Consider the following 26571-nt stretch of genomic DNA (forward strand, 5'->3'; position numbering starts at 1 on the left):
CGGAGCGGAGCCGGACCGCTACTCCTCCAGGCGCTCGGCGAGCAGCCGGGCCAGGTTCCGGGCCTTTTCCTGCAGCTCCCCGCTGTCCGGGGCCTCGGCCGCGGCGGTCGTCCGCTCCCGGTAGGAGACGGTCACGATGACGTTGGATGTGCGGAACACCACGCTGACCACACGCTCACGGCCGTTCGCGCCCACCGTCTTCAGGACGTCGTCCAGATACGCGACGTTCCCGAGGCCCACGAGGACGCGGGGCTCCAGACCGGTGGGGGCGGGGCCGGACGGGGTGGGGTCGGACGGGCCGGTGCCGGTGGGGGAGCCCGTGCTGCCGGGCGCGGTGCCCTTCGGGGGCGCGGGCGTAGCGGTGGTGCCCGGCGCGGTCCTGCCCGCACTCTGGGCCGGCCGGGTGCTCGCGCCGGCGGGTGCCGCGGCCCCTGTCGCTGTCGGCGTGGCAGTCGCTGTGGCTGTGGGGGTCGGGGGGGCCGTCGGGGCCAGCGGGATGCGGGCCGCGAGCTGCTTGCGGACGAACACCTCCTGCGCCCGGTCGTCGTCGCTGACGGCGGGGTCGTACGACACGACCCGCTCGACGTCGAGCGCCAGACGGTGCGAGACGTCCGGACTGTCGGCCCTCCATGTGCACCCGACACGCCGGTCGGTGTCGTAGGTGACGGCGGCCGAGCCCCGGTACGCCTGCTCGCGCTCGGGGTCCGCCAGGGCGGCGGCGCCCGGGAGCAGGTCCTTGAGCGTGCCCGGCGGGACGGCGCCGCAGGGCTCGAAGAGCGTGCGGTAGCGGCCGGGGGGTGCGACGGCCGCGGCGGGGCCTGCCTTGGCGTCGACGGCGACGTCGTCGGTCGGGGTGCCGGAGGAGCATCCGGTGAGGCCGATCCCGAGGCCGAGGCCAAGTGCGAGGACGACGGCGGTGCGCGCCGCGGGCCCGGTTCGGCCGGGGGCGTACCTCTTTCGCTGCACGGTCCCAGGCTCCCTTCTCCCGAAGTCTTTCCCGAAAACTGTTTGCCGCGCGAACCCGGCCGGTGGTCACAATGTCTATCGCACACGCAGCCGTTGATGCTGGTCCGTTGTCACCTGTACGGGCTTTGGCTCCGGTTTTTGCGTTATCAGGCTTTTCGGGGGAATCGAGGAAGTATGTCGTACGTAGAGGTACCTGGGGCGAAGGTCCCCATCCGGATGTGGGCCGACCCCTCCACGGTGGAGGGCGGTGCCATGCAGCAGCTGCAGAACGTGGCGACCCTGCCGTGGATCAAGGGCCTGGCCGTGATGCCGGACGTCCACTACGGCAAGGGCGCGACGGTCGGCTCGGTGATCGCGATGCAGGGTGCGGTCTGTCCGGCGGCGGTCGGTGTGGACATCGGCTGCGGGATGTCGGCGGTCAAGACCTCGCTGACGGCGAACGACCTGCCGGGGGATCTGTCGAGGCTGCGGTCGAAGATCGAGCAGGCGATTCCGGTGGGGCGCGGGATGCACCGCTCGGAGGTGGACCCGGGGCGGCTCTACCAGTTCCCGACAGCGGGCTGGGGCGACTTCTGGTCCCGGTTCGACGGTATTGCGGATGCGGTCAAGTTCCGGCGGGAACGGGCTGCGCTGCAGATGGGAACACTGGGAGCCGGCAACCATTTTGTAGAGTTTTGTGTCGATACGTCCGATTCGGTGTGGCTCATGTTGCACTCGGGCTCGCGGAACATCGGCAAGGAACTCGCGGAGTTCCACATCGGTGAAGCCCAGAAGCTGCCGCACAACCAGGGTCTCGTGGACCGAGACCTGGCGGTGTTCGTCGCGGACACCCCCCAGATGGCGGCCTACCGGAACGACCTCTTCTGGGCGCAGGAGTACGCGAAGTACAACCGCGCGATCATGATGGCGCTGTTCCAGGAGGTCGTCCGCCGGGAGTTCCGCAAGGCGCGGGTGACCTTCGACCAGGTGATCTCCTGCCACCACAACTATGTGGCGGAGGAGCAGTACGAGGGCATGGACCTGCTGGTCACGCGGAAGGGCGCGATCAGGGCCGGCTCCGGCGAGTTCGGGATCATCCCGGGTTCGATGGGCACCGGCTCGTACATCGTGAAGGGGCTCGGCAACGCGGCGTCGTTCAATTCGGCCTCCCACGGTGCAGGTCGGAAGATGAGCCGGAGCGCGGCGAAGAGGCGCTTCTCGACGAAGGACCTGGAGGAGCAGACGCGGGGTGTGGAGTGCCGTAAGGACTCCGGCGTCGTCGACGAGATCCCGGGGGCGTACAAGCCGATCGAGAAGGTGATCGACCAGCAGCGGGACCTGGTGGAGGTCGTCGCCAAGCTGAAGCAGCTCATCTGCGTGAAGGGCTGAGGCGTCCCGCAGGGGACGGGGGAGAAGGGGCCGGCGCGGTGCACCGGCCCCTTCCGCTGCCCTACAGCTCGCGGTGGACCTTGGTGTTCGAGGCCTGGGCTCGCGGGCGGACGACCAGGAGGTCGATGTTGACGTGCGGGGGGCGGGTGCAGGCCCACGTGATGGTGTCGGCGACGTCGTCGGCGGTGAGGGGGGCGGCCACGCCGGCGTAGACCTTGGCCGCCTTGTCGGTGTCGCCGCGGAAGCGGGTGGTGGCGAACTCGTCCGTCTTGACCATGCCGGGGGCGATCTCGATGACGCGGACCGGGGTGCCGACGATCTCCAGGCGGAGGGTCTCGGCGAGGACGCGGGCGCCGTTCTTGGCGGCGACGTAGCCGGCGCCGCCCTCGTAGGTGGAGTGGCCGGCGGTGGACGAGAGGACGACGACCGTGCCGTCGCCGCTCGCCGTCAGGGCCGGGAGCAGGGCCTGGGTCACGTTCAGGGTGCCGATGACGTTGACCTCGTACATCTGGCGCCAGTCGGCGGGGTCGCCGGTGGCGACGGGGTCGGCGCCGAGGGCGCCGCCGGCGTTGTTGACGAGGACGGCGAGGGAGCGGAACGCGGTGGCGAACTCGTCGACGGCGGCGCGGTCGGTGACGTCGAGGGCGTAGGCGGTGGCCTGGTGGCCGGCGTCGTTGATCTCGGCGGCCAGGGCCTCGATGCGGTCCTTGCGCCGGGCCGTGAGGACCACGCGGTAGCCGGCGGCGGCCAGCTGCCTGGCCGTGGCGGCGCCGATTCCGCTGCTCGCTCCGGTGATGACGGCGATGGGGGTACCGGGGGCAGTCATGGCGGGGGCTCCTCGCACAGGGGTCGATGACGTCGATCGCCCGGTCAGGATAGGTGGGGGCGCCGTTCAGCGGCCTCGTGGGGCGTACATGATCAAGGCCATGCCGGCGAGGCAGACGAGTGCGCCGATGACGTCCCAGCGGTCGGGTCGGTAGCCGTCGGCGACCATGCCCCAGGCGAGGGATCCCGCCACGAACACGCCGCCGTAGGCGGCGAGGACGCGGCCGAACTCGGCGTCGGGCTGGAGGGTGGCGACGAAGCCGTAGACGCCGAGGGCGAGGACGCCGGAGCCGATCCAGATCCAGCCGCGGTGCTCGCGGACGCCTTGCCAGACGAGCCAGGCGCCGCCGATCTCGAAGAGGGCGGCGAGGGCGAAGAGGGTGAGGGAGCGGACGGTGAGCATGGGGGCAGCGTGCCATGGGACACGCTGACTGATGGGTTGTCAGAATATGGGATGATCAGTGGGTATTTTGGGCTTATGCGTGGAATGCGGAAGGGTGTGCTCGGGGTCGCTCTCGCGGCCGCGGTGGTGATGGGTACGGGGGCGGGCGCCGGTGCGAGTACCGGTGCTGTGGGCCCGGTGTTCGGGCCTGAGGCGGATCTCGCCCATCACGGTCATGTCTCCCTCTGGGACGGCCGGATCGGGGTCTGGCTGGTCAGTGAGAACCACGGTCCCTCCGACCTCTCCCAGGCGACGGTCCGGCTCGCCTTCTCCGAGCCGATGGCGGGGGGCCAGGTGCTGCCGGAGGCCTGTCTGTGGAGCAGTGACCGGGTGGTGTCCTGTCGCACGGGCGAGCTGCGGGCGGTGGGCGGCGCGGGTCGGCTGGTGCTCGATCTGCGGGCTTCCGGTCTCCCGGACGAGCTGACCGTGGACATCACCACGGTGTGGCGGGACGGGGTGACCGACCGGAACCCCGGTAACGACCGGCACCGTGTCCTGGTGTTCGCCACGGGGGACCCGTACGTCTTCTGAGCGCCGGTCGTCCTCCGCTCCGGTCGGGTGCTCGTACGCGATCGTGGCCTGTCCTGGCGTTCTGGCGTCCTGGCCGGTCAGCCCGCCGCCGCGCCGCCGAACTCGCGTACCGCCTCGGAGACGATCTCCTCCAGGCGGGAGTGGTGGGCGCCGCGCCAGTAGACCCGGCCGCATTCCACGCACTCGGCGAACACGTCGTACGTCTTCTCCGTGCCCCGCTCCAGGCGCTCGCGGACCGCGTCCTTGTCGGCGTCGCTCAACTCCCCGTTGCAGGCGGTGCACCGCGTCCAGGGCGCGAGGGGCGGCGCGAACCGTTCCAGGACGTCGCGGAGCTGCTCGTCCGGTCGGTCGCTGTAGACGTAGGCGCCCGCCCACAGCTCGCGGCGGCGCAGCAGGCCGCGGTCCCGCGAGAGCATGACGCGCCGCTCCCGCGCGGAGAGCGCGGCGAGCGCCGGGTCGCCGATGTCCTCGCTCTCGTACGCCGCGTCCACCCCGAGCAGTCTCAACCGCCGGGCCAGCGTGCCGAGGTGCACGTCGAGCAGGAACCGGAGCGGTGCGCCCGGCACCGGCTGCGGGCGGGTGACGACCTCCACCTCGACGGTCTCGCCCGCGACCGGGACGTGCGAGGTGTCGACGATCCGTCCGTCGACCCGGAGCCTCCCGGCCTCGGTGAGCGGCACGCCGAGCGACTCCACGACGTGGCCGAGCGAGGAGGCGCCGTCGGTGGTCACGCGCGTGCGGCCCGACCGCCGCTCGGGCGAGACGAAGAGCCCCAGGCCGGGGGCGAAACTGATCTGGATCTCCGGTCCGTTCACGGGGACAGGATGGCACCGGGGCGCGACGGGCTGCCAGGGAATTCGTCGGCGGCGTAAGGCGGGAGGGGGGAGGCGGAGGGGAAGACGGAGGGTTCTCCGGGCGGCCGGGTCCGGGGCGTCCCTCCCGGGAAGACGCTGAGGTACGGTCCCGCCATGAAGATCATCGACCTGGAGCCCGGCGACCCCCGGCTGGAGACCGACCTCCTGCCGGTCCTCTCCGAACTCCGCCCCCACCTCACCCCGGCCCTCTTCCGCGAGGTGTACGCGGCCGGTCACGCGCAAGGGCTCCGGTTCAGCGCCGCCTACGCGGACGACGGGCGCTGCGTCGGCGCGGCCGGCTGGCGGATCGTCATCAACACCAGCTCACTGCGCAAGCTCTACGTCGACGATCTGGTGACAGCCGCCACCACCCGCTCCACCGGGGTCGGCCACGCGCTCGTCGCCCATCTGGAGGCCCACGCCCGCGCCGCCGGCTGCCACGAGCTCAATCTGGACTCCGGCACCCACCGCACCGGGGCCCACCGCTTCTACCTGCGCGAGCGGTTCGACATCGTGGCCTTCCACTTCACCAGGCCGCTCACCGCACCGCCGTCGGACGTCCCCTAGGACCCTGGCCCGCTAGGACCGCTCCAGATCGAGGCGCCAGTCGTTGCAGCACATCGGGCGGCCCGGCGGGTACTCGAAGTCCCGCTCGCCGCGCAGTTCGAACCCCGCCTTGCGGCACACCGCGTTCGAAGCGGCGTTGTCCGCCGAGGGGAACGCGTGCAGATGGCGGTGGCGGCCCGCGGACCTTGCCTCCGCGACCACCGCGCGCGTGGCGGACGTCGCGAGACCCCGGCCCTGGAAGCCGGGCAGCACGGCCCACCCGGTCTCGTACACCGGCTCGCCGTCCCAGGTCTGCGGCCAGTAGCCGATGCTGCCCACCACGACCTCCTCCGGCAGCAGCACGATCCGGAACATCCGCCCCGCGCCCGCGTCGCCCGCGCTCAGGTCCACGTACCGCCGGTGGCGCCCGACCAGCTGTTCCTCGGTCTCAGGACCGCCCAGGTGCTCCGTCAACGCGGGCGCGTTCAGGGCGCGCAGCAGACCGGCGTCGTCCTCGGACCAGGCTTCGAGCCGTACGGGGGCGGTCCGGGCGGGGGCGGCGTCGGTGTCCATGTCCGTACGGTAGGTCAGGGCACTGACAGTCCGCGGGCGTACGCGGTGGGCGGCACCCCGATCGTCGCCGTGAAGTCCCTGACGAGATGGGCCTGGTCGCTGTAGCCCAGCTCCGCCGCGAGCGCCGCCCAGTCCGGGGCGCCCGCCTCCCCGGCGGCCTCGGCGCGCTCCAGGGCCTCGTGGAGGCGGTAGCGGAGGATCACCCACTTCGGGCCGACGCCGACACGGGTCGCGAAGAGACGCTGGAGCGAGCGCGCCGACAGGCCCGCCGCCGCGGCCAGTCGGGACACCCTGCGGATCATGCGATCCGTGCGGACCAGGTCCACCAGCTCCATCGCCTGGTCGGCGGCCGGGTCGGGGGCGGGTCCGTGGGCCAGGAGGAAGGCGTCGAGCGCCGCCACGCGCGCGTGGTCGGTGTCGGGGGCGAGGACGGCGGACGGCAGGTCGGCGCCCGCGTCCGGGAACACCTCGGTGAGGGGGACCCGGCGGCCCGTCCAGGCCGACACCGGCCACGCGGGCGCGAAGGGACGGAAACCGCCGGGACGGAACTGGACCCCGCAGACCCGGCCCGTCTCCGCCAGCTTCTGCGTGAAGAGGCCGAGTCCGATCCCGGAGACCTCGGCGGACGCGTCCGCCTCCGCCACCGGGGCGCCGAGCGCTCCGTACCGCTGGAAGACCACGTTCACGGACGGATGCGGGACGACATGGGTCGCGTACGGCTCAGGAAGCTCCCAGTCGATCAGCCAGTAGTGCTCCAGGTAGGGCCGCAGCTCCGGCGCCGGGGTGTGCCGGCGGAAACGGACACGGGAGAGCAGCTCGGCGGGGTCGACGATGCCCCGGGTGTCCCGACGGGGAGCGGAGGACGGCATCCTCCGATGCTAGGACGCGTTCGGCCGGTTCGGATCGGTCAGGCGCGGCGTGATCGGCGGGACGACCCCGAGGTCTCACCGACGACCGTCCTGGCGGGTTTCTTCAAGACCGGAGTGGACGTGCTCGCCTACCGTCGCCCCCATGACGAACGAGGCCCCGCCCCGCATCGGTGACCTGCTCCGTAGCGCCGCCACCCGCGCCACGCCCCTCATCAGGGACACCGCCGACACCTCACTCGGCGCGCCCACGCCGTGCGCCGAGTACGACGTGCGTGCCCTGCTGAACCATCTGTTCGACGTCGTGGTGAACTTCCAGGCCCTCGCCGCCAAGGGGGCCGCCGACTTCTCCCGCACCCCGGACCGGCTCGCCGAGACCGACTGGCGCGATCACTTCGAGGCCGAGATCGGGAAGCTCGTCGAGGCCTGGTCGGCGCCGGACGCCGAGGAGGGCACCTCGGGCGCCATGGGGCTGCCCGCGCGGACCGTCGGGTTCATGGTCCTGCTCGACCTGACGGTGCACGTCTGGGACCTGGCCCGTGCCACCGGGCGGAGCTTCGCCCCCGACCCGGCCGTCGTCGCCGAACTCGTCGACGAGGTGGAGCGGATGGCGCCCACGGCCCGGAGGATGAACCTTTTCGCGGAGGCCGTCGACCTGCCCGCCGACGCCACCGCGTTCGAGCGCCTGCTCGCGACCACCGGCCGCGACCCCCGCGCACGGGAGGCCTGAGACCGGTCCCGCGGGTGGGTGCCTCTGGGACGTGTCAGCGCAGGCGGCCCGGCCTGCCCGGGGACAGCCGGGACACGACCTGGCCGAAGGCGTGCTCCTCCGCGGGCGTCAGCGCCGTCGTCGACTCCTGCGGGTGCCATATGCGCTCCAGCGGGGCGCGGGCCCGGTCGCGACGTGCGCGGGCCCGCGGGCCGAGCGACAGCCACACCGCCGTCGAGACGGCGAGCAGGCCGAGGAGCGTGACCACACGGGGGTCGGAGAACGGGCCGGGCAAGGACATGACGCACTCCAGGGCGTGAGAGCCGGCCGTACGCGGCGCGCCCCGGCAGGTGGCGCGCGGGCACGACGGTACCGACGATTCCTACTGCTTCCTCCCGATCTGTTCAGTTAACACCACCCTGGGGGACTTTCGGCAGGGGGGACCGGGACGGAGGTCCCGGCCCTCGGCGCCCCGGCGCCGACCGGGGCCGGGAGGCCCTCTTGTGCGTGCCGGGGAACCGCTCCAAGGTGGCGGAAGAGGCACATTCCGGCCGGGGAGGGAGCAGCCGTATGTCCGGGGCGCACGCATGGGGATTCACGGACGACAGGGGTACGGAGCTGGGGGCGGCGCGCGTGCCGAGGCGGGTGATCGCGTACGTACGGGCCGGGGCGGCCCTCTGCGACCTGGGCGTGACGCCGGTCGCCGTCTACGGTTCCGGGCACGACGGCGAGGTCCTCGACCCGGCCAAGGAGGGCGGGCTGCGGGCGGCGGGGGTGACGTACCTCGGGCCGGGCCGGGGCCTGGACGAGGGGCGCGTGCGGGAGCTGCGGCCGGATGTGATCGTCGACGTGACCTATGACGGGAAGAGCCCGTACGCGCTCGACGAGGCCGTCGCCGACCGGATCGGGGTGCCGCTCGTCGCGCTCTCCGTCGGCAACGAGCTCACCCTGCCGGCGATCCTCGACCGCTTCGGCACGCTGGCCGCCAGCCTGGGGGCGGGACCGGCCACGGTGGACACGGCCGCGCACTCCGCGACGGCGGCGGGGGGCTCCGGTACGGCGGTCGACTCGGGCAGGGCGAGGGCGGCGGCGGTCACGGCCGCGAGCTCGGCGGCGGCCGGCGTTCCCGCGCACTCCGCGGCGGCGGCGGTCACGGCCGCGAGCTCGGCGGCGGCCGGCGCTCCCGCGCGCTCCGCGACGGCCGCGGTCGGCGTCTCAGGTGGGCTTCGGGGCGCCGAGGGCCTGGTTCGGGAGGCCGCGGCGGCCAGTGGTCTCGCCGTGCTCGCTCTCTCCGGGGCGGGCCCCGACCAGGTGCATCTCGCCCGCCCGCACGCCTGGCCCGAACTGGCGCGGCTCGCCGAGCTGGGCGTCCGGCTCGTCGATCCCGGGCCCGGGCCCGGCGCCAACTGGCTCACCGCCGACTGGGGTCGCGCCGTCGAACTCCGCCCCGACCTGGTCCTCTTCGACAACCGCGCCCACGCCGCGGCGCCCGGCGAGGCCCTGGCCGGTGTCCGGTCCATGCCGTGGAACCCCGAGACGCCGCCCAGCCCGGCCGCCTACGCGCGCTTCTTCCGCGACCTCGCCGCGGCACTCACGCCCTGACCGACCGGCCGGCCGACCGGACGCCCGCCCCGCGACGGGAGGGTCAGACCGGCGCCGCCGCCGAGCGGGTGCGGCGGAGGGAGTCGGCGAACTCCTCCGCACGGGCGAGTTGGGCCCGCAGTTCCGCGACCCGTTCCGCGGCGGCCTGTTCGTAGCGGCGGACGCGGGCCAGAAGCGCGGCCCGCTCGTCCGGGCCGAGTTCGGTGTCCGTGCCCGCGCGTTCGGCGGTCAGCCGGTCCACGGCCAGGAGGAGTTCGCGGGTCTCGTCGAGGGTGAAGCCGAGCGGCTTCATCCGGCGGACCACCATCAGCCGGGACACGTCCGCGTCCGTGTAGAGCGGGAAGCCGCCCGGTGAGGCGGCGGACGGGACGACCAGGCCGCTGTCCTCGTACTGCCGGATCGTGCGCAGGGACAGTTCGGTCCGTGCGGCGACCTCGCCGATCTGCATGGGTTCGCCGGCCATGCGTACTCCTCGCGCTTCTCGTGCTCCTCGGGTTTCTCGTACTCCGCTCACGCGTCGTGTCCTTCCTCGTACGGGGCTCCCGCCGGGCGCGGCTTCCGTGTATGACGTACCATTCGTCCTAACTTCATCACTTATGAGAGCTGGAAGTGCGGCGAAACGCCTGCTCGTAGGTCGTCCGTTGGACAGCGGCCGGCTCGGGGAGACCCTGCTGCCGAAGCGCGTCGCCCTGCCGATCTTCTGCAGCGACCCGCTCTCCTCGGTCGCCTACGCCACCGAGGAGATCCTGCTGATCCTCGCTCTCGGCGGCCTGGCCGTGCTCCATCTGGCCTGGTACGCGGCGGTCGGCATCGTGATCCTGCTCGTGGTCGTCGTGGCCTCGTACCGGCAGACCTGCTACGCCTATCCGGGCGGCGGCGGGGCCTATGTCGTCGCCGCCGAGAACCTCGGCCGGACCGCCGCGCTCACCGCCGCGTCCGCGCTGCTCATCGACTACGTGATGACCGTCGCCGTCTCCGTCGTCTCGGGGGTCGCCGCCATCACCTCCGCCGTCCCCGCGCTCGACGGGCACGCCGTGGCCATGTCGGTGTTCTTCGTCGCCGTGCTGGCCTGGATGAACCTGCGCGGGGTGCGCGAGTCGGGCCGCTGGTTCGCCGTCCCCACGTACGCGTTCATCCTCGTCGTCCACGTGATGTTCGCGGTGGCGGCGGTACGGATGGCGACCGGTGCGACGATCCGCGCCGAGTCCGCGGCCCTGCCCGTGAACGAGGTCTCCACCTACACGGGCCTCGCGCTCGTGCTGCTGGCCCTGCGCGCCTTCGCCTCCGGCTGCACCGCGCTGACCGGCGTCGAGGCCGTCAGCAACGGCGTCCCGGCGTTCGCGAAGCCCAAGAGCCGCAACGCGGCCATGACGCTCGCGATCATGGGCGGTCTCTCCGTGACCATGTTCCTCGGGATCACCGTGCTCGCCATGGTGTACGAGGTCCACGTCGCGGAGGACCCCACGGAACTCGGGCTCGCCCCCGGCACCCCGATGTCCACCGCGCTCGCCCAGATCGGCCGCGCTACCTTCGGCGACTGGCACATCCTCTTCTACGTGCTCCAGGCCGTCACCGCGGGCGTCCTGATCCTGGCGGCCAACACCGCCTTCAACGGCTTCCCGATGCTCGCCTCCGTCCTCGGCCGCGACCGCTACGCGCCCCGTCAGCTCTTCCACCGCGGCGACCGGCTCGTCTACTCCAACGGCATCGTCCTCCTCGCGCTCGCCGCGATCGCCCTCGTCGTCGCCTTCGACGCGCAGCTGACCCGCCTCATCCAGCTGTACATCCTCGGCGTCTTCGTCTCCTTCACCCTTTCCCAGGCCGGGATGGTCAAGCACTGGCGGCGAGAACTCGCCACGCCCGCCGGGGCCGGCAAGCGCCACGCCATCCACCGCCGCCTCGCGATCAACGCCTTCGGGGCCTGTCTGACGGCGGTCGTCCTCGTCATCGTCCTCATCACCAAGTTCACCCACGGCGCCTGGCTCGTCGTCCTCGCGATGCCGGTGCTCTTCGCCGGGATGAAGGGGGTACGGCGGCACTACGACGCCGTCGCCGCCGAGGTCGCCGTCGGCCCGCACGACCGGCCCCGCGCCCTCGCCGAGAACCACGTCCTGGTCCTGATCGCCACGGTCAACGCGCCGAGCCTCCGGGCCCTGTCGTACGCGAAGACCCTGCGCCCCGCCTCCCTCACGGCCGTCACCGTCGCCGAGGACCCCGCGGAGGCGGAGGTGCTCCGCGCGACCTGGGAGGCCCGGGGGATCGACGTACCGCTGCGGGTGCTCAACTCCCCCTACCGCTCGATCGTCCAGCCGGTGCTGCGGCACGTCCGGGAGGCGCCCGAGCGGACGGGGGACGCGGTGATCTCGGTGGTCATCCCCGAGTACGTGGTGGGGCACTGGTGGGAACAGCCGCTGCACAACCAGAGCGCGCTGCGCCTCAAGGCGCGGCTGCTGTTCATGAAGAACGTCGTCGTCATCGACGTGCCGTACCGGCTCGCCTCGGCCCGCGAGCTCGCCGCCGAGCGCGCCAGGGCGGCGGCGGACCGGAAGTGACTCCCGGGCCACCGCCGGACCAGCGGCTCTCACGCGGCGCCCCCGGCTCACGCGCGGCGCCCCCGGCTCACCCGAGGCACCCGGCCGCCGGGCTCCGTCAGTGGCTCACGGCCACACCAGGCAGTACGGCTGGTGGCCCGCGTCGTGGAGGCGGACCGAGAAGTCCTGCCACTCGTGGAGCAGCTGGTAGACGTCGAAGGCGTCGCGCGGGCCCCCGCGGTCCGGGACCGTGGACCAGATGAAGGCCGCGGCGCCGACCGACTCCTCGCCGATCGCGCGCAGCGGGTCGACCACGGTCATCGGCAGCTTCACCACCGCGTAGTCCGGGTGCAGCACCACCAGCTCCAGCGGGGGCACCTTGTGCAGGGGCATGCCCTGGATGCCGGTCAGGACCATGGCCGCTATGGTCTCCGGCTTGATCTTGGTGAACATGCCGCCCATGCCGAGCTCGTCGCCGCCGAGCTCCTCCGGGCGCATCGAGATCGGGACCTGCGCCGCCGTCGCGCTGTTGGGCGCTCCGAAGTACTTGTACGTCACCCCCAAGCTCCGGCCCCCGGTCGCAGGGGGTGGTTCCGCCGCCGGATCGGGACCCGCCCGGCGCTCCGGCGCGGTCTGGTCCTCGGCCCGCCGGCGCCGGTGCCTCCCCCGCCGGGCAGACTCCGGGCCCAGGTCGTCCGTCCCCTCGCCCGGTCCGCCACCGCGATGCATATCTCCACCCGACTGCTTTTTCTCGGCAACACGACCCCGCCGCGCGACCCGATCATCGTGTCAGTGACCTCCCCCGCGTTCGTACGGTGAAACACCTGTCCGCAAGAACGCCGTGGCCTCTGACACCATGGATTCCGTGAGTCATCCCTATGTCGCCACAGTTTCGCAGACGCGGAGGGCGTACGCCCCGGCGTAGTACCCAGGATGTTCACGTCGTCCCTCCGTTCCCGATGTCGTGCCCGAAGTCGTTCTCGCAGGTCAGGATCACAGTGCCGTATTCATACGAAGCCCCAGTCTCACAGACGCTTTTCGACCGCGCTTCCCTCGTGACGCCCGGCGGCGTGAACTCACCGGTGCGTGCCTTCCGGGCCGTGGGCGGAACGCCCCGGTTCATGGTGTCCGGTTCCGGTCCCTACCTCACCGACGCGGACGGGCGTGAGTACGTCGATCTGGTGTGCTCGTGGGGCCCCATGATCCTCGGCCACGCGCACCCCGAGGTGACCGCCGCCGTGCAGGCCGCCGTGGCCCGCGGCACCTCCTTCGGTACGCCCGGCGAGGGCGAGGTCGCGCTCGCCGAGGAGATCGTCGCGCGGATCGAGCCGGTCGAGCAGGTCCGGCTCGTCTCCTCCGGTACCGAGGCCACGATGTCCGCGATCCGGCTGGCCCGCGGGTTCACCGGGCGCGCCAAGGTCGTCAAGTTCGCGGGCTGCTACCACGGCCACGTGGACGCGCTGCTCGCCGCGGCGGGTTCCGGTGTCGCCACCCTCGGGCTGCCCGACACGCCCGGGGTGACCGGCGCGCAGGCCGGGGACACGATCGTGCTGCCGTACAACGACCTGGCGGCGGTGCGGGCCGCGTTCGCCGCGCACCCGGGCGAGATCGCCTGTGTCATCACGGAGGCCTCGCCCGGCAACATGGGCGTGGTCCCGCCGGTGGAGGGCTTCAACCAGGGCCTGGCGGACGTGTGCCGGGAGAACGGCGCGCTGTACATCTCCGACGAGGTGATGACCGGTTTCCGTACGTCGAAGGCCGGCTGGTACGGCGTCGACGGGGTGAAGGCCGACCTGCTGACCTTCGGCAAGGTCATGGGCGGCGGCTTCCCGGCCGCCGCGTTCGGTGGCCGTGCCGATGTCATGGGGCACCTGGCCCCGGCCGGGCCGGTCTACCAGGCGGGCACCCTCTCCGGTAACCCGGTCGCGACCGCCGCCGGGCTCGCGCAGCTGCGGCTGCTCGACGACGCGGCGTACGAGAAGGTGAACGCGGTCTCGAAGGAGATCCAGGGCCTGGTCACGGGCGCGCTCGCCAAGGAGGGCGTGGCCCACCGGCTGCAGACCGCCTCCAACATGTTCTCGGTCTTCTTCACGGCCGACGAGGTGCGGAACTACGACGAGGCGAAGCGGCAGGAGGCCTTCCGCTTCAACGCCTTCTTCCACTCGATGCTGGCCGACGGCGTCTACCTGCCGCCGTCCGCATTCGAGTCCTGGTTCGTGTCGGCCGCGCACGACGAGCGGGCGGTCGAGCGGATCGCCGCCGCGCTGCCCGCCGCCGCCCGTGCCGCCGCGGAGGCCACCGCGTGAGCGCCGTGAGCAGCGACGACATCACCGTCGTCCATCTGGTGCGGCACGGCGAGGTCCACAACCCGGACGGGGTGCTGTACGGGCGCCGCTCCGGCTACCACCTGTCCGAGCTCGGCCGTCGGATGGCGGACCGGGTCGCCGAGCACCTGGCCGACCGGGACATCGCGTATGTCGTCGCCTCCCCGCTGGAGCGGGCGCAGGAGACGGCGATGCCGGTCGCCAAGGGGCACGGTCTCGACCTCGCGAGCGATCCGCGTCTCATCGAGGCCGCGAACGTCTTCGAGGGCAAGACCTTCGGTGTGGGCGACGGGGCGCTGCGCAAGCCGGGGAACTGGAAGCACCTGACGAACCCGTTCCAGCCGTCGTGGGGCGAGCCGTACGTCGAGCAGGTCGTCCGCATGATGGGCGCGCTCGACGCGGCGAAGGACGCGGCTCGGGGGCACGAGGCGGTCTGCGTCAGCCATCAGCTGCCGATCTGGATCGTGCGCAGCTTCGTCGAGAAGCGGCGGCTGTGGCACGACCCGCGGCGGCGGCAGTGCACCCTGGCCTCGCTGACCTCGTTCACGTACCAGGGGGACCGGATCGTCTCGGTCGGCTACAGCGAGCCGGCGCTCGACCTCGTCCCGGTGCACCTGCGGGCCGGTGCGAAGCCGGTCAAGGGGAAGTCGAAGGCTTTCGGGGCGTAGCTCTTCGGGTGGATCCCGTGGAGGGGTCGGGGCCTCACTGGACAGCGCGGTGGGGCCCGGTCCACAGTTCAGGGCGGTCGATGGTGTTCATGCCAATCGACCGCCCTGAAATTTTTATACTATCCACCGGAACCTAGGGGTTCCTCCTGGCATCTCACTCATTGTCGGTTTGGATGACGTTCAGGTGATACGTCGGCGCGAATGGGGATGTCATGCGCGGGATCAGTGGAATCAGTCGAAGGGGGCTGCTCGGGGCGGGAGTCGGTGCCGCGGCCGCGATGGGTGTTGCCGCGTGCAGCGGTAACAATGCGGACAAGTCCGGACGTTCCGGACCCGGTAAGGGAGGTGACGTCTCGGCGGACCCGGGCACGGCCACCCCGACCAAGGACACCGTCCGACTCATCGGCGACGGTTCCACCGCCGACACGGGAAAGCAGCCGCACCAGCCCGACACCCCCGTCCCGCTCGAACCCGGCCAGACCCCGCCGCAGTTCGTGATCTTCTCCTGGGACGGAGCCGGCGAGGTCGGCAACGGACTCTTCCCGCGCTTCCTCGAACTCGCCAAGAACCACGACGCGGCGATGACCTTCTTCCTCTCCGGGATCTACGTCCTCCCCGAGTCGAAGAAGAACCTCTACCGCCCGCCGAACAACCGCGTCGGCGCCTCGGACATCGGCTACCTCACCGACGACCACATCAAGGACACGCTGAAGTACGTCCGGCAGGCCTGGCTCGAAGGCCACGAGATCGGCACCCACTTCAACGGGCACTTCTGCGGCGGCTCCGGCTCCGTCGGCAACTGGACCCCGGCCCAGTGGCAGAGCGAGATCGACCAGGCGATGAAGTTCGTCACCGAGTGGAAGACGAACAGCGGCTGGACCGACCTCGACCCGCTGCCCTTCGACTACTCCAAGGAGCTCGTCGGCGGCCGCACCCCCTGCCTCCTCGGCCAGGACAACCTGCTCCCCACCGCCAAGCGGCTCGGCTGGCGCTACGACGCCAGCTCCCCCGGAGGCCGCCAGACCTGGCCCACCAAGCGCCAGGGCATCTGGGACCTCCCGCTCCAGGCCGTGCCCTTCCCCGGGCACTCCTTCGAGGTCCTGTCCATGGACTACAACATGCTCGCCAACCAGTCGAAGAACACGACCAAGGGCATGCCCTCGCGCTACCCGGGCTGGCGCAAGCAGGCCACCGAGGCGCTGCTCGGCGGCTTCACGCGCGCGTACGAGTCGAACCGCGCGCCCTTCTACATCGGCAACCACTTCGAGCAGTGGAACGGCGGCATCTACATGGACGCCGTCGAGGCCGCGCTCAAGGGGATGGCCGGAAAGAAGGACGTCCGGCTCGTCTCCTTCAAGCAGTTCGTGGACTGGCTCGACGTCCAGGACCCGAAGATCCTCGCCAAGCTGCGCTCGCTGGAAGTGGGACAGAAGCCCCCCGGCGGCTGGAACTCCTTCCTCAAGCCGGCCGCGACCTCCTCGTCCACACCGGCCGCCTAGTCCCACTCGTCCGCTTAGGAGATCTTGACAAGGGGCTTTACGGGCACGTAGGGGGGTGCCCAAGATCCCCCAAACGCCCATGCGAAACTTTTCACATGAGCCTTGACCGTGCCCCTCGCCGCACCCTGCTCGCCGTCGGAGTGCTGACCGCCGCCCTCGCGCTCTCGGCCTGCGGCGGCGACAGCAACGGCAAGTCCGGCGGCGGCGGCAACACCAACTTCGTGACCGACACGGGCGGAATCAGCACCGTCGCCAAGGGCAAGCGCACGGCCACCGAGAAGATCGCGGGCAAGACCCTCGAAGGCGAACAGCTCGACATCGCCGACCTCAAGGGCAAGGTCGTCGTCCTCAACGTCTGGGGCTCCTGGTGCGGCCCCTGCCGCGCCGAGGCCCCCCACTTCGTGAAGGTCGCCGCCGACCTCAAGGACCGGGGCGTCGAGTTCGTCGGCCTCAACACCCGCGACTTCAACAAGCAGCAGGCGCTCACCTTCGAAGAGGACTACGGAGTCCCGTACCCGAGCCTCTACGACCCCAACGGCAAGCTGATCCTCTTCGGCTTCCCCAAGGGCACGCTCAACCCGCAGGCCATCCCCTCCACCGTCGTCCTCGACAAGGAGGGCAGGATCGCCGCCCGTGCCCTCATGGCACTCGACGAGAAGAAGCTCCGGTCGATGATCGAGCCGCTGCTCGCGGAGAAGTGACGTGAACGAGACGGTCTTCAGCGGAGCCCTGCTGCTCGCCCTGCCCATCGCCGTACTCGGCGGCCTGGTCTCCTTCTTCTCCCCCTGCGTCCTGCCGCTCGTCCCCGGTTACCTGAGCTACGTGACGGGCGTCACCGGCACCGACCTGGCCGAGGCCCGACGCGGCCGCATGGCCGCCGGCGCCTCCCTCTTCGTCCTCGGCTTCTCCGCCGTGTTCGTCTCCGGAGGCGCGCTCTTCGGCTACTTCGGCTGGACGCTCCAGGAACACCGGGACGTCCTCGGCAAGATCCTCGGCGTGCTGATGATCCTCATGGGCCTGTTCTTCATGGGGCTCGTGCCCGGAGTCACCCAGCGCGAGTTCCGCATCCACCGCAAGCCCGTCGCCGGCCTGGTCGGCGCGCCGCTGCTCGGCGCCCTCTTCGGCATCGGCTGGGCGCCGTGCATCGGACCCACCCTCGCCGCCGTCAACGCGCTCGCCACCGAGCAGGCCAGCGCCGGCCGGGGAGCGCTGCTCACCTTCGCGTACTGCGTCGGGCTCGGACTGCCCTTCATCATCGCCGCGGTGGCCTTCCGCAAGGCGCTCGGCGCCTTCGGATGGGTCAAGAAGCACTATGTGTGGGTCATGCGCATCGGCGGCGGCATGATGATCCTGACCGGACTGCTCATGCTCACAGGAGTGTGGGACACCATGGTGTCCACGATGCAGGGCTGGTCCAACGGCTTCACGGTGGGGATCTGAGTTCCATGAGCAAGACCGACACGACGTCGGAGCAGGACAACCTCGGTGAAGCCGGGGCCCAGCTCTCGACCGCCCCCGTCGAGGACCGGAGCGAGAGCGTCCTCGGCGGCCCCACGCTCGGGGTCGTCGGCTGGATCCGCTGGTTCTGGCGGCAGCTGACCTCCATGCGGGTCGCCCTGATCCTGCTCTTCCTGCTCTCCCTCGGCGCCGTCCCCGGCTCCCTCATCCCGCAGACCAGCGCGGACGAGCTCAAGGTGCAGGCCTTCAAGGACGCCCACACCACCCTCAGCCCGGTCTACGACAGGCTCCAGCTCTTCGACGTCTACAGCTCGGTGTGGTTCTCCGCGATCTACATCCTGCTGTTCGTCTCCCTCATCGGCTGCATCGTGCCGCGCACCTGGCAGTTCGTCGGCCAGCTCCGCAGCCGTCCGCCGGGCGCCCCCCGGCGCCTCGACCGGCTCCCCGCGTACACGACCTGGCGCACGGACGCCGAGCCCGAGCAGGTCCGCGAGGCCGCCCTCGGCCTCCTCGAGGAGCGCCGCTTCCGCGCCCACACCGCCGGGGACGCCGTCGCCGCCGAGAAGGGCTACCTCCGCGAGGCCGGGAACCTGGCCTTCCACATCGCCCTGATCGTGATGCTCGTCGCCTTCGCCTGGGGCCAGCTCTTCAAGTCCGAGGGCGGCAAGCTGATCGTCGAGGGCGACGGCTTCTCCAACACGCTCACCCAGTACGACGACTTCAAGTCCGGCTCCCAGTTCGGCACCGACGAACTGGAGCCGTTCAGCTTCGTCCTCGACTCCTTCAACGGCACGTACGAGAAGGACGGCCCCCAGCGCGGCACCCCGCGCACCTTCGAGGCGGCCGTCACCTACTCGCAGGGCGACGCGGACAAGAAGGCGGTCATCCGGGTCAACGAACCCCTGGAGGTCGGCGACTCCAAGGTCTATCTGATCGCCCACGGCTACGCGCCCGTCGTCACCGTCAAGGACGGCCGCGGCAAGACCGTCTTCCACGGCGCCGTGCCGCTGCTCCCCATCGACAACAACATCACGTCCACCGGCGCCATCAAGGTCATGGACGGCTACCGCGACAAGAACGGCAAGAAGGAGCAGCTGGGTTTCCAGGCCTTCTTCGTGCCGACCTTCGCCGGCGCGGGCAAGGGGACGATGTTCTCCCAGTTCCCCGCCCTCGACTTCCCCGTCATGGCGCTCACCGGCTTCCACGGCGACCTGCGCGTCGACTCCGGGCTGCCGCAGAACGTGTACCAGCTCGACAAGTCCAAGATGACCCAGTTCACGGACGCGTCCGGCAACAAGTTCGCCCAGCGGATGCTGCCCGGCGAGACCATGACGCTGCCCGGCGGCGCCGGCTCGATCACCTTCGAGAAGGACGTCAAGGAGTGGGCGAGCTTCCAGATCTCGCAGCAGCCCGGCAACGGCCTCGCCCTCGCGGGCGCGATCGCCGCCATCGCCGGTCTGACCGGTTCGCTCTTCATCCAGCGGCGCCGGGTCTGGGTCCGGGCCGCCCGGGGCGAGGACGGCGTGACCGTCGTCGAGATGGCCGGGCTCGGCCGGAGCGAGTCCGCCAAGCTGCCGGAGGAGCTGGGCGACCTCGCCCTCACCCTCACCGGACAGGCCCCGCCCGCCGCCGCACCGGAACCCGCGGAAGAAACCGCAGCAGACCCTGCCCCTTCTGGAGAGGCCGACAAGTGATCCTCGCCGCCACGACCGACGAGAGCCTGGCGCGGATGAGCGACCTGCTCATCTACTCCTCGATGGCCGTCTACACCCTGGCCTTCTTCGCCCACATCGCCGAGTGGGTGTTCGGCAGCCGCAGCAAGGTCGGCCGCACCTCCGCCGCCCTCACCTCGCGTGCCACCGCGGCCACCGCCGCCGTGACGGTGCAGGTCAAGCAGGCCGGGGGCACCGCCGTCCTGGACAAGCCGAAGGTCGTCACCCGTGCGGCGGCCGGCAGCCGTGACGTGCCGGACGGCCCCGGCGCCGCCGGCGGCACGGTGAAGGGCGACCTGTACGGCCGTATCGCCGTCTCGCTCACCGCCCTCGCCTTCCTGGTCGAGGCCTCGGGCGTGGTCACCCGGGCGCTCGCCGTGCAGCGGGCCCCCTGGGGCAACATGTACGAGTTCTCCACCACCTTCTCGACGGTGGCGGTCGGCGCGTACCTCGCCTTCCTCGTCGCCGGGAAGAACGTCCGCTGGATCGGTCTTCCCCTGGTGACCACGGTCCTGCTCGACCTGGGCATGGCCACCACCTGGCTGAAGACGCCCAGCGACCAGCTCGTCCCCGCCCTCGACTCGTACTGGCTGTGGATCCACGTCTCCACCGCGATCTTCTGCGGCGCGGTCTTCTACCTCGGTGCGGTCGCCACCCTGCTGTACCTCTTCCGCGACTCGTACGAGAACAAGCTCGCGACCGGCGGCAACCCGGGCGCCTTCGCCCGCTCGGTCATGGAGCGGCTGCCCTCCGCGGCCTCGCTCGACAAGTTCTCGTACCGGATCAACGCGGCCGTCTTCCCGCTCTGGACCTTCACGATCATCGCGGGCGCGATCTGGGCCGGCGACGCCTGGGGCCGCTACTGGGGCTGGGACGCCAAGGAGGTCTGGTCCTTCATCACGTGGGTCGGTTACGCCGCGTACCTCCACGCGCGCGCGACGGCCGGCTGGAAGGGGCGGAAGGCCGCGTACATCGCGCTCATCGCCTTCGCCTGCTTCCTCTTCAACTACTACGGCGTCAACATCTTCGTGAGCAGCAAGCACTCGTACGCCGGCGTCTGAGCTGGCAGCGGGTCCGCCCCGGGGTGACGCTGGAGGCATGAGCGAGATACCCCGGGGCCGGAGCGAGACCCACGACGGGGACACGCACCTGCTGCGGTTCGTCGTCGAGCTGCCCCACCCCGTGCCGGCGGTGTGGGCGGCCGTCGCGTCCCCCGATGGCCTGGCCGACTGGCTGTGCGCGGTGGACCCGCTGGAACCACGGCTCGGCGGCCGGATCACCCTCCACCGGCTGACCAGCGGCGACACCGAGGACGCGGGGCGGGTGACCGCCTGGGACCCCGAGCGGGTCGCCGAGTACACCGTCGACCCGACGCACGGCCGGATCCGGTTCCGCCTGGAACCCGGACCCGGCGGCGACGGGTCGACCGTGCTGCGCTTCACCAACGAATTCCGGGGGCCGCCGGAACACCGGCTCGACCGCCTCGCGGCCTGGCACGACCACTTCGAATGGCTCGCCCGCGCCCTGGACGGCCACCCCGCCGACTGGCGGGAGCGGACGTCCGAGCGATGGGGGCACCTGCGGGAGCTGTACGAGCGGGAGGCCGCCACCTGGCCGAAGTGGGAGCCCTGAGGCGCGTACGGCGTCCAAGCCCCCGGGGGCGTCCTACTTCGCCACCGACAGCGGTTCCGCGATGTCCTCCAGCGAGCGCCGCTCCGCGTCCACCGCCAGGAACGCGGCCACGAGCCCGGCGGCGACCATCAGGCCGGCGCCGATCTGGAACGCCAGGACCGTGTCGCCGACGATGCCCGACTCGGTGAGCTCGGCGAAGACGAGCGGGCCGCTGATGCCGCCGGCCGCGGTGCCGAGCGCGTAGAAGAAGGCGATGGCCATCGCCCTGGTCTCCATGGGGAAGATCTCGGAGACCGTCAGGTACGCGCTGGAGGCGCCGGTCGAAGCGAAGAAGAGCACCACGCACCAGCACGCCGTCAGGGTCGTCGCCGTCAGCGAGCCCCGGTCGAAGAGCCACGCCGTCACGAACAGGAGCAGGCCCGACAGCACGTACGTGGAGGAGATCATGATCCGGCGTCCGACGGTGTCGAAGAGCTTGCCGAGCAGCAGCGGGCCGACGAAGTTGCCCGCCGCGATGACGGCGAAGTAGTAGCCGGTGTTCCCGGTCGGCACGTCGAAGAACGTGGTGAGGATGGCGCCGAAGCCGAAGGTGATGGCGTTGTAGAGGAACGCCTGCCCGATGAACAGCGACAGGCTGAGGACCGCGCGGCGCGGATAGCGGGCGAAGACCGTCCTGGCGATCATCCCGAAGCCGATGCTCTTGCGCTGGTGGATCGTGATCTCACCGGCCGGCGGCGGCAGCTTCTGGCCCTTCTCCTGCTCGATCTCGCGCTCGACCGACGACACCAGTTCCTCGGCGGCCTCTCCCCGGCCGTGGATGAACTGCCAGCGTGGACTCTCCGGAACGTGCCGGCGGACGAGCAGGATGACGAGGCCGAGGACGACGCCGAGGGCGAAGCTGAGCCGCCAGCCGAGGTCCTTCGGGAAGATGTCGGTGTCCAGCATGACGATGGACAGCAGGGCGCCGCCGATGGCGCCCAGCCAGTAGCTGCCGTTGATGATGAGGTCGACCCGGCCCCGGTAGAGGGACGGGATCAGCTCGTCGATCGCCGAGTTGATGGCCGCGTACTCGCCGCCGATGCCGAAGCCGGTGAGGAAGCGGAAGAGGAAGAACCACCAGGACTCGAAGGACAGGGCCGTCATCGCCGTCGCGCCCAGGTAGACGGCCAGGGTGATCATGAAGAGTTTCCTGCGCCCGAAGCGGTCGGTGAGCCAGCCGAAGAACAGTGCTCCGAGGCAGGCTCCCGCCACGTACAGGGCGGCGGCGATGCCGGTGACCTGCGCGGAGGTGATGGCGAGGCCGCTGCCCTCCTCCGCGATGCGGCCGGCGACGTTGCCGACGATGGTGACCTCGAGTCCGTCGAGGATCCAGACGGTGCCGAGGCCGATCACGATCATCCAGTGCCACCTGGACCACGGCAGGCGGTCGAGGCGGGCAGGGACCGCCGTCGTGACCGTGCCGCCGCCCGTGTCCGCCGGCACAGGCGCCGGTGCCGAGTCGACTCCCATGAATCGCGCTCCCTTCGTCCCGTCATGCGGCTGCCCTCGTACCCCCGGGGCGTGGGGGTATGCCGCACGGGCCGCTGTCCCAGCTTCCGGGGAGCCGCGGGCGGCGACAACAACTGCCCGGGTCGGCTGGGCCGTTCGGACGCGGGGCGCGGGCTGGGGGCCTCCGAGGGTCAGCTTCCGGGCGCGGGGGCTCAGTTCCGCTTCGGCGGGAGGCAGGAGAGGGTCGGCGGGCGGCCCTCCGGCCAGGCGATCTGGACGAAGCGCTGGGTGCCGTCCTGGGCCAGCTCCACGATGGGGACGGCCTTGTTGTACGGGTTTCCGTAGTTGTCCAGGCAGATCCAGCCGCTCGCGCCCTGCACCCGCAGCGAGCCCTTGACCTGCGGCCACTGGGTCACCACGTCCGCGAGCTCCGGGAAGGGGGCGCCCTGCGGGGTGGCCTGGCGGATCGCGTGGACCGCCGTCGCCATCGCGTCGTACGCGATGATCGCCTGCCCGTCCGTGAGCGCCACCGGCTTCTTCGAGGCGCGGGCGATGTCCGTGAGGAACGTCGAGTACGCCACCACCGAACCGCCCGTCGACGGGATCTGCCGCCCCGGCGCCGGCTTCCAGGCGTCCGGGTGGGCGAGCGCCGCGTACCGCACGGTGAGCTTCGCCTTCAGGGCGTTCCGGTCGAGCTTCTCGTCCGCCCCCAGGTACGAGCCCTCGTCGCCGGTCAGGACCGTGAAGGCGCGGTCGACGCAGCCCCGCGCGCCGAGGGCGTTGATGAACTGGCGCAGTTGGGTGTGGCGGCCCGCGAAGAAGACCGTCTCGGCGCGGGTGTCGCAGATCAGATGGGTGATCTGACGGAAGGTGTTCGCGGTGGTGCCCTCCTCGGTCGGGTCGGGGGGTGAGGTGAAGAGCGCGGGCTCGTGCGGGGCCCCCTTGAGGTTGGCGGCGAACGCGGCCTTGAGGGTGTCTGTGTAGTGGTCGCCGGTGCGGGTGTCCTGGACCAGGAAGGCCTTGGTGGCGTCGACCTTGCCGAAGTGGGCGAGGGCCTTGGCCTCGTCGCCGTTGGTGGGGGAGACGCGGGCGAGGCCGGGGTAGCGGTTGCCCGCGCCGGGGCCGTTGGCGATGTCGTCGGCGGTGATCGTGGTGCCGACGACGGCGATCCCGGCGCCGGTGAGCGCGGTCAGCGCCTGGCGTATCTCGGTGGAGGAGGTGGCGAGGCCGGAGACGGCCCGCAGCCGGTGGGGCGCGCCCGTCATGGTGATGAGCCGGTCGACGGTGGGACGCCAGTGGGCGTTGCCCTGGCCGGTGTTGGCGAGGACGAGCCGGATCTTCGGGGTCTCGCTGTTGGACTCGTGGTTGGCGCGGTACTGGTAGGCGTAGGCGCCCTGGAGTTCGTGCAGCACCTTGACGCGCATGCCGCTGTCGACGGAGGTCAGCGGCAGGAGGACGGCGACGGTCACGTACTCGTCGGCCTTGAGGGTGGCGTTCTCGGCGCTGATGGCGGCGGCGATGTCGCGGAGTTCGCCGATACGGAAGTCGTGGCCGTCGCCGCTGACGCCGACGCATTCGGCGCTGCCGGCCGGGCGGTCGACGCCGGGCGCGCAGGAGCGGTCCTCCGGGGTGGTGAGCCGGCTGATCCCGTAACCGCCCAGGCCGATGACGACGGCGGCGGTGACGACGGCGGCGACGAGCTTCTGACGGGGCGTGCGGACGCGGCGCCGCAGCCGGTCGAGCGGTCGGTCGGGCATGCGTCGGACTCCGTCCTCAGGGGGCTACTTGGGGGTCGGGTCGGGTGGAATCGGGTCGGGTGGCGTGGGTCCCTGTCGTCCGGGCCGTGCGGGTCAGGTCGGGTCGGGGGGCGCCTCGTGGCCCGGCGGCAGTGACAGCTCCCGCCAGGCGCGGATGTCGCGGGGCCAGTGGGTGGCCGCGTCCCAGAGCGAACCGCTGCCCGTCAGATGGCGGCCGGAGAGCCGGCGCAGCTCGTGCGCGAGGCGGTCGGCCACCTCGTCGTCGGGCAGTGCGAGCGGATCGGTGAGCAGCCAGACCGCGTGCAGCAACCGGCTCACGGACAGGTGGAGTTCGACGGTGTCGGCGTCGAGGCCCGGTGGCAGGTCGCCCGGCGGCCCCTGGCCGAGGGCGACCGCCCGGCGCGGGTCGGGACCCGTCCGGTTCCGCTCCCGGGGGCAGGGGGCGGAGCCGATGAACCGCAGCCGTCCCAGCCAGCCGACGACGTCCTGCTCGGGGAAGGTCTCCCGCAGATGGGCGACGGCCTCCTCGGTGCGGCCGAGCGCGAGGTCGTGATGGAGCCGGTACGGTCCGCGCTCGGGCCCGTAGTGCCGGCGCAGGGTCTCGTGGACGGCGTGCCAGGCGGCGTACCGGGGATGGTCGCCGTCCTCGAAGCGGAGCCGGTGCAGGAGCAGTGCGCGGAGCAGCGGGTCGGCGACGAAGTGCCCCGGACCTTCCGGCCAGTCCTCGGAACGCAGGTGGTCGCGGACGCGCAGTGCCACGTCCCCGTCCAGGGACTCGCCCTGGAGCCGGGCGTGGGCGAGCATCCGGGCGGACTCCTCGTCGTGGGCGGCGGCCAGCACCGCGTACGGGCCGGGCCGCCGCACCGGAAGCAGCTCGGCGAGCAGGGTCGGGGCGACGGGCACCGGCGGGGAGTCCTCGCGCAGTTCCACGGTCAGGTCGAGCAGCCCGCCCGGGGTGAGCCCGGCCCGCAGGTGCTGCGGGGCCTCGCCGGCGGCCCGGCCGAGGAGTGCCACGCCGAGGGGGCGGCCGCCGGTCAGCCGGTGGACGGCGCGGGCGAGTTCGGCGGGCGTCCGGCCGGCCGGGTCGTGCCGGTCGAAGGCGGAACGGGTCTGCGCGGGGGAGAGCGGTGTCAGCTCGACGGCGAGGATGCCGGAGCCGACGCTCGTCCCGCGCGGGCAGGGCGCCCGGTGCGCGGTCTCCGGCAGCCGGGTCCTGGTGGCGTGCCGCAGCCCCTCGTGCTCGCGGATCCGGGAGGCGGCGAGGACGACGATCCGGTCGCGGCGGCCCTCGGCACGGGCGCGCAGAATCGGTTCGACGAGCTGTCGGCCGAGCGGCTCGTGGGCGTTGTCGAGGAGGACGAGCGGGCGGCCGATGCGGCTGCCGCGCCGCAGCCCGGTGTAGGCGTGGAGCAGGTCCTCGGTCAGGGCGCTGACGAGGAAGTCCTCGGCCTCGCGGCGGCGCCGGCCGCCCTGCTCGAAGTCGATGGCCAGTTGCTGGAGCCCGGCCTTGCCGCGCCCGCCGGCGTTGCGGTAGCTGCCGTACCAGCTCTCCGAAGCGCGCTGGATGCGCCCGAACACCTCCTCCAGGACGGTCTCCACGGTCGCCTCGGCGACCAGCCCGGCGAGCGGGACGGTGGCCTCGGCGAACCGCGCGGCGAGCTTGGCGAGGACCTTGCCGACCCAGTTGGCGGCGGCGCCCCTGGTCGCGTCGACGGTGGCGAGCAGCGGCCCGAGCCGCAGCAGGTCGCGCCGGGCGCGCTCGTCGTCCTCCTGGGACCAGCCGAGCGAGGCGACGGCCACCAGACCGAGCGAGAGCCGGGGGAACCGCACGGGCCGGGCGCCGAGCACCTTCGGCGACAGTTGCACGGCGAGCTCGGCGAGCGCGCCGGTGACCGGGGTCCAGCCGGGGCCGTGGTCGGCGGGCGGCTCGATGTGGGCGCAGTCGAGCAGGGCGAGCGGGGTGTACCCCTTGTAGCGGTTGCGGACCTCCTTGAGCAGGGCGGTCTTCCCCGTACCGCGCCCGCCGGTGAACACGGTGACCGGCGGATCGTCACCGTGCTCGAACGGCACCCGGGCGGCGCCGTGCCGGGTGAGGCCGCTGAGACGCGCGACCAACCCGGCCTCGTGCAGGACCGCCTCGCGGCCGTACAGCTCCCTGTCCACGCCCCGTCACCCCCGTCACAGTCAACTCAAGACTATCGACGCTGTGTTGGGAAAGCG

26 protein-coding genes are annotated in these 26571 nt (G+C 71.8%); 14 read left to right on the forward strand and 12 right to left on the reverse strand.

The genetic code is table 11. The features are described 5' to 3' along the window. Positions 1–18 precede the first annotated feature (18 nt). Complete coding sequence (locus tag ABZ567_RS25035; RefSeq protein ID WP_360793625.1) at positions 19–966, reverse strand: DUF3558 domain-containing protein; 948 nt, start codon at positions 964–966, stop codon at positions 19–21. 174 nt (positions 967–1140) lie between these two features. Between ABZ567_RS25035 and ABZ567_RS25040 the strand changes: the two genes are divergently transcribed. After that, on the forward strand, positions 1141–2334 hold the full coding sequence (locus ABZ567_RS25040; protein ID WP_360793627.1) for an RtcB family protein: 1194 nt from the start codon (positions 1141–1143) through the stop codon (positions 2332–2334). 61 nt (positions 2335–2395) lie between these two features. On the opposite strand, the gene ABZ567_RS25045 is transcribed toward ABZ567_RS25040, so the two are convergent. Together ABZ567_RS25045 and ABZ567_RS25050 are read right to left on the reverse strand one after the other, a co-directional pair. Beyond that, the gene (locus tag ABZ567_RS25045) at positions 2396–3160 is read right to left on the reverse strand and encodes an SDR family NAD(P)-dependent oxidoreductase (RefSeq protein WP_360793629.1); all 765 of its coding nucleotides are present in this window, start codon (positions 3158–3160) and stop codon (positions 2396–2398) included. 66 nt (positions 3161–3226) lie between these two features. Next, positions 3227–3562 carry a YnfA family protein gene (locus ABZ567_RS25050; protein ID WP_360793631.1) on the reverse strand — a complete coding sequence of 112 codons (336 nt, stop codon included), beginning with the start codon at positions 3560–3562 and terminating at the stop codon, positions 3227–3229. A gap of 75 nt (positions 3563–3637) precedes the next feature. Between ABZ567_RS25050 and ABZ567_RS25055 the strand changes: the two genes are divergently transcribed. Next, positions 3638–4132, forward strand: coding sequence for a hypothetical protein (locus tag ABZ567_RS25055; protein ID WP_360793633.1), 495 nt, complete (start codon positions 3638–3640; stop codon positions 4130–4132). Between the two features lie 77 nt (positions 4133–4209). Here the strand turns inward: ABZ567_RS25055 and ABZ567_RS25060 are convergent, their stop codons facing one another. Continuing rightward, on the reverse strand, positions 4210–4947 hold the full coding sequence (locus ABZ567_RS25060; RefSeq protein ID WP_360793635.1) for a Mut7-C RNAse domain-containing protein: 738 nt from the start codon (positions 4945–4947) through the stop codon (positions 4210–4212). Between the two features lie 153 nt (positions 4948–5100). Here ABZ567_RS25060 and ABZ567_RS25065 point away from each other — a divergent pair, with 153 nt between their 5' ends. Then, positions 5101–5553 (forward strand): GNAT family N-acetyltransferase, encoded by a 453-nt coding sequence (locus tag ABZ567_RS25065; RefSeq protein WP_360793637.1) that lies wholly within the window; start codon positions 5101–5103, stop codon positions 5551–5553. 12 nt (positions 5554–5565) lie between these two features. On the opposite strand, the gene ABZ567_RS25070 is transcribed toward ABZ567_RS25065, so the two are convergent. Both ABZ567_RS25070 and ABZ567_RS25075 read right to left on the reverse strand, forming a co-directional pair. Next, positions 5566–6105: a GNAT family N-acetyltransferase gene (locus ABZ567_RS25070; RefSeq protein ID WP_360793639.1), complete on the reverse strand. Its 540-nt coding sequence runs from the start codon at positions 6103–6105 to the stop codon at positions 5566–5568. A 14-nt stretch (positions 6106–6119) separates the two neighbouring features. Next, the gene (locus ABZ567_RS25075; RefSeq protein ID WP_360793641.1) at positions 6120–6974 is read right to left on the reverse strand and encodes a helix-turn-helix domain-containing protein; all 855 of its coding nucleotides are present in this window, start codon (positions 6972–6974) and stop codon (positions 6120–6122) included. 142 nt (positions 6975–7116) lie between these two features. Here ABZ567_RS25075 and ABZ567_RS25080 point away from each other — a divergent pair, with 142 nt between their 5' ends. Next, positions 7117–7701, forward strand: coding sequence for a TIGR03086 family metal-binding protein (locus tag ABZ567_RS25080; protein ID WP_360793643.1), 585 nt, complete (start codon positions 7117–7119; stop codon positions 7699–7701). Between the two features lie 34 nt (positions 7702–7735). Here ABZ567_RS25080 and ABZ567_RS25085 read toward each other — a convergent pair whose 3' ends face one another. Next, positions 7736–7981 (reverse strand): hypothetical protein, encoded by a 246-nt coding sequence (locus ABZ567_RS25085; RefSeq protein ID WP_360793645.1) that lies wholly within the window; start codon positions 7979–7981, stop codon positions 7736–7738. Positions 7982–8250: 269 nt separating this feature from the next. On the opposite strand from ABZ567_RS25085, the gene ABZ567_RS25090 reads away from it, so the two are divergent. Then, positions 8251–9282, forward strand: a complete 1032-nt coding sequence (locus ABZ567_RS25090) for an ABC transporter substrate-binding protein (protein ID WP_360793647.1) — start codon at positions 8251–8253, stop codon at positions 9280–9282. Positions 9283–9325: 43 nt separating this feature from the next. On the opposite strand, the gene ABZ567_RS25095 is transcribed toward ABZ567_RS25090, so the two are convergent. Beyond that, the gene (locus tag ABZ567_RS25095) at positions 9326–9745 is read right to left on the reverse strand and encodes a MerR family transcriptional regulator (RefSeq protein WP_360793649.1); all 420 of its coding nucleotides are present in this window, start codon (positions 9743–9745) and stop codon (positions 9326–9328) included. A gap of 133 nt (positions 9746–9878) precedes the next feature. On the opposite strand from ABZ567_RS25095, the gene ABZ567_RS25100 reads away from it, so the two are divergent. After that, entirely contained in the window at positions 9879–11834 is a 1956-nt protein-coding gene (locus tag ABZ567_RS25100) for an APC family permease (RefSeq protein WP_360793651.1), read from the forward strand. Positions 11835–11939: 105 nt separating this feature from the next. Here the strand turns inward: ABZ567_RS25100 and ABZ567_RS25105 are convergent, their stop codons facing one another. Next, complete coding sequence (locus tag ABZ567_RS25105; protein WP_360793653.1) at positions 11940–12542, reverse strand: hypothetical protein; 603 nt, start codon at positions 12540–12542, stop codon at positions 11940–11942. Between the two features lie 230 nt (positions 12543–12772). Here ABZ567_RS25105 and hemL point away from each other — a divergent pair, with 230 nt between their 5' ends. The 8 genes from hemL to ABZ567_RS25145 all read left to right on the forward strand — a co-directional run bounded on the left by hemL (position 12773) and on the right by ABZ567_RS25145 (position 21106). Then, the gene (gene hemL, locus ABZ567_RS25110) at positions 12773–14119 is read left to right on the forward strand and encodes a glutamate-1-semialdehyde 2,1-aminomutase (RefSeq protein WP_360793655.1); all 1347 of its coding nucleotides are present in this window, start codon (positions 12773–12775) and stop codon (positions 14117–14119) included. After that, on the forward strand, positions 14116–14805 hold the full coding sequence (locus ABZ567_RS25115) for a histidine phosphatase family protein (RefSeq protein ID WP_360793657.1): 690 nt from the start codon (positions 14116–14118) through the stop codon (positions 14803–14805). Before hemL ends, ABZ567_RS25115 begins: the two co-directional genes overlap by 4 nt. Before the next feature lie 221 nt (positions 14806–15026). Then, the gene (locus ABZ567_RS25120; RefSeq protein WP_360793847.1) at positions 15027–16304 is read left to right on the forward strand and encodes a hypothetical protein; all 1278 of its coding nucleotides are present in this window, start codon (positions 15027–15029) and stop codon (positions 16302–16304) included. A 95-nt stretch (positions 16305–16399) separates the two neighbouring features. Continuing rightward, complete coding sequence (locus ABZ567_RS25125) at positions 16400–17005, forward strand: TlpA disulfide reductase family protein (protein WP_360793659.1); 606 nt, start codon at positions 16400–16402, stop codon at positions 17003–17005. A 1-nt stretch (position 17006) separates the two neighbouring features. Continuing rightward, positions 17007–17744: a cytochrome c biogenesis protein CcdA gene (locus ABZ567_RS25130; RefSeq protein ID WP_360793661.1), complete on the forward strand. Its 738-nt coding sequence runs from the start codon at positions 17007–17009 to the stop codon at positions 17742–17744. Between the two features lie 5 nt (positions 17745–17749). Continuing rightward, positions 17750–19456 (forward strand): cytochrome c biogenesis protein ResB, encoded by a 1707-nt coding sequence (locus ABZ567_RS25135; protein ID WP_360793663.1) that lies wholly within the window; start codon positions 17750–17752, stop codon positions 19454–19456. Next, complete coding sequence (gene ccsB / locus ABZ567_RS25140) at positions 19453–20535, forward strand: c-type cytochrome biogenesis protein CcsB (protein ID WP_360793665.1); 1083 nt, start codon at positions 19453–19455, stop codon at positions 20533–20535. The genes ABZ567_RS25135 and ccsB overlap by 4 nt, the downstream gene beginning before the upstream one ends. Positions 20536–20572: 37 nt before the next feature. Beyond that, complete coding sequence (locus ABZ567_RS25145; RefSeq protein ID WP_360793667.1) at positions 20573–21106, forward strand: SRPBCC domain-containing protein; 534 nt, start codon at positions 20573–20575, stop codon at positions 21104–21106. A gap of 33 nt (positions 21107–21139) precedes the next feature. On the opposite strand, the gene ABZ567_RS25150 is transcribed toward ABZ567_RS25145, so the two are convergent. From ABZ567_RS25150 to ABZ567_RS25160, 3 genes are all read right to left on the reverse strand, one after another. After that, positions 21140–22615, reverse strand: a complete 1476-nt coding sequence (locus tag ABZ567_RS25150; RefSeq protein WP_360793669.1) for an MFS transporter — start codon at positions 22613–22615, stop codon at positions 21140–21142. Between the two features lie 191 nt (positions 22616–22806). Then, positions 22807–24351: a hypothetical protein gene (locus tag ABZ567_RS25155; protein WP_360793671.1), complete on the reverse strand. Its 1545-nt coding sequence runs from the start codon at positions 24349–24351 to the stop codon at positions 22807–22809. 93 nt (positions 24352–24444) lie between these two features. Beyond that, positions 24445–26514 (reverse strand): hypothetical protein, encoded by a 2070-nt coding sequence (locus ABZ567_RS25160; RefSeq protein WP_360793673.1) that lies wholly within the window; start codon positions 26512–26514, stop codon positions 24445–24447. Positions 26515–26571: the final 57 nt, after the last annotated feature.

The organism is Streptomyces sp. NPDC016459, from assembly GCF_040632845.1.
Taxonomy (GTDB): Bacteria; Actinomycetota; Actinomycetes; order Streptomycetales; family Streptomycetaceae; genus Streptomyces.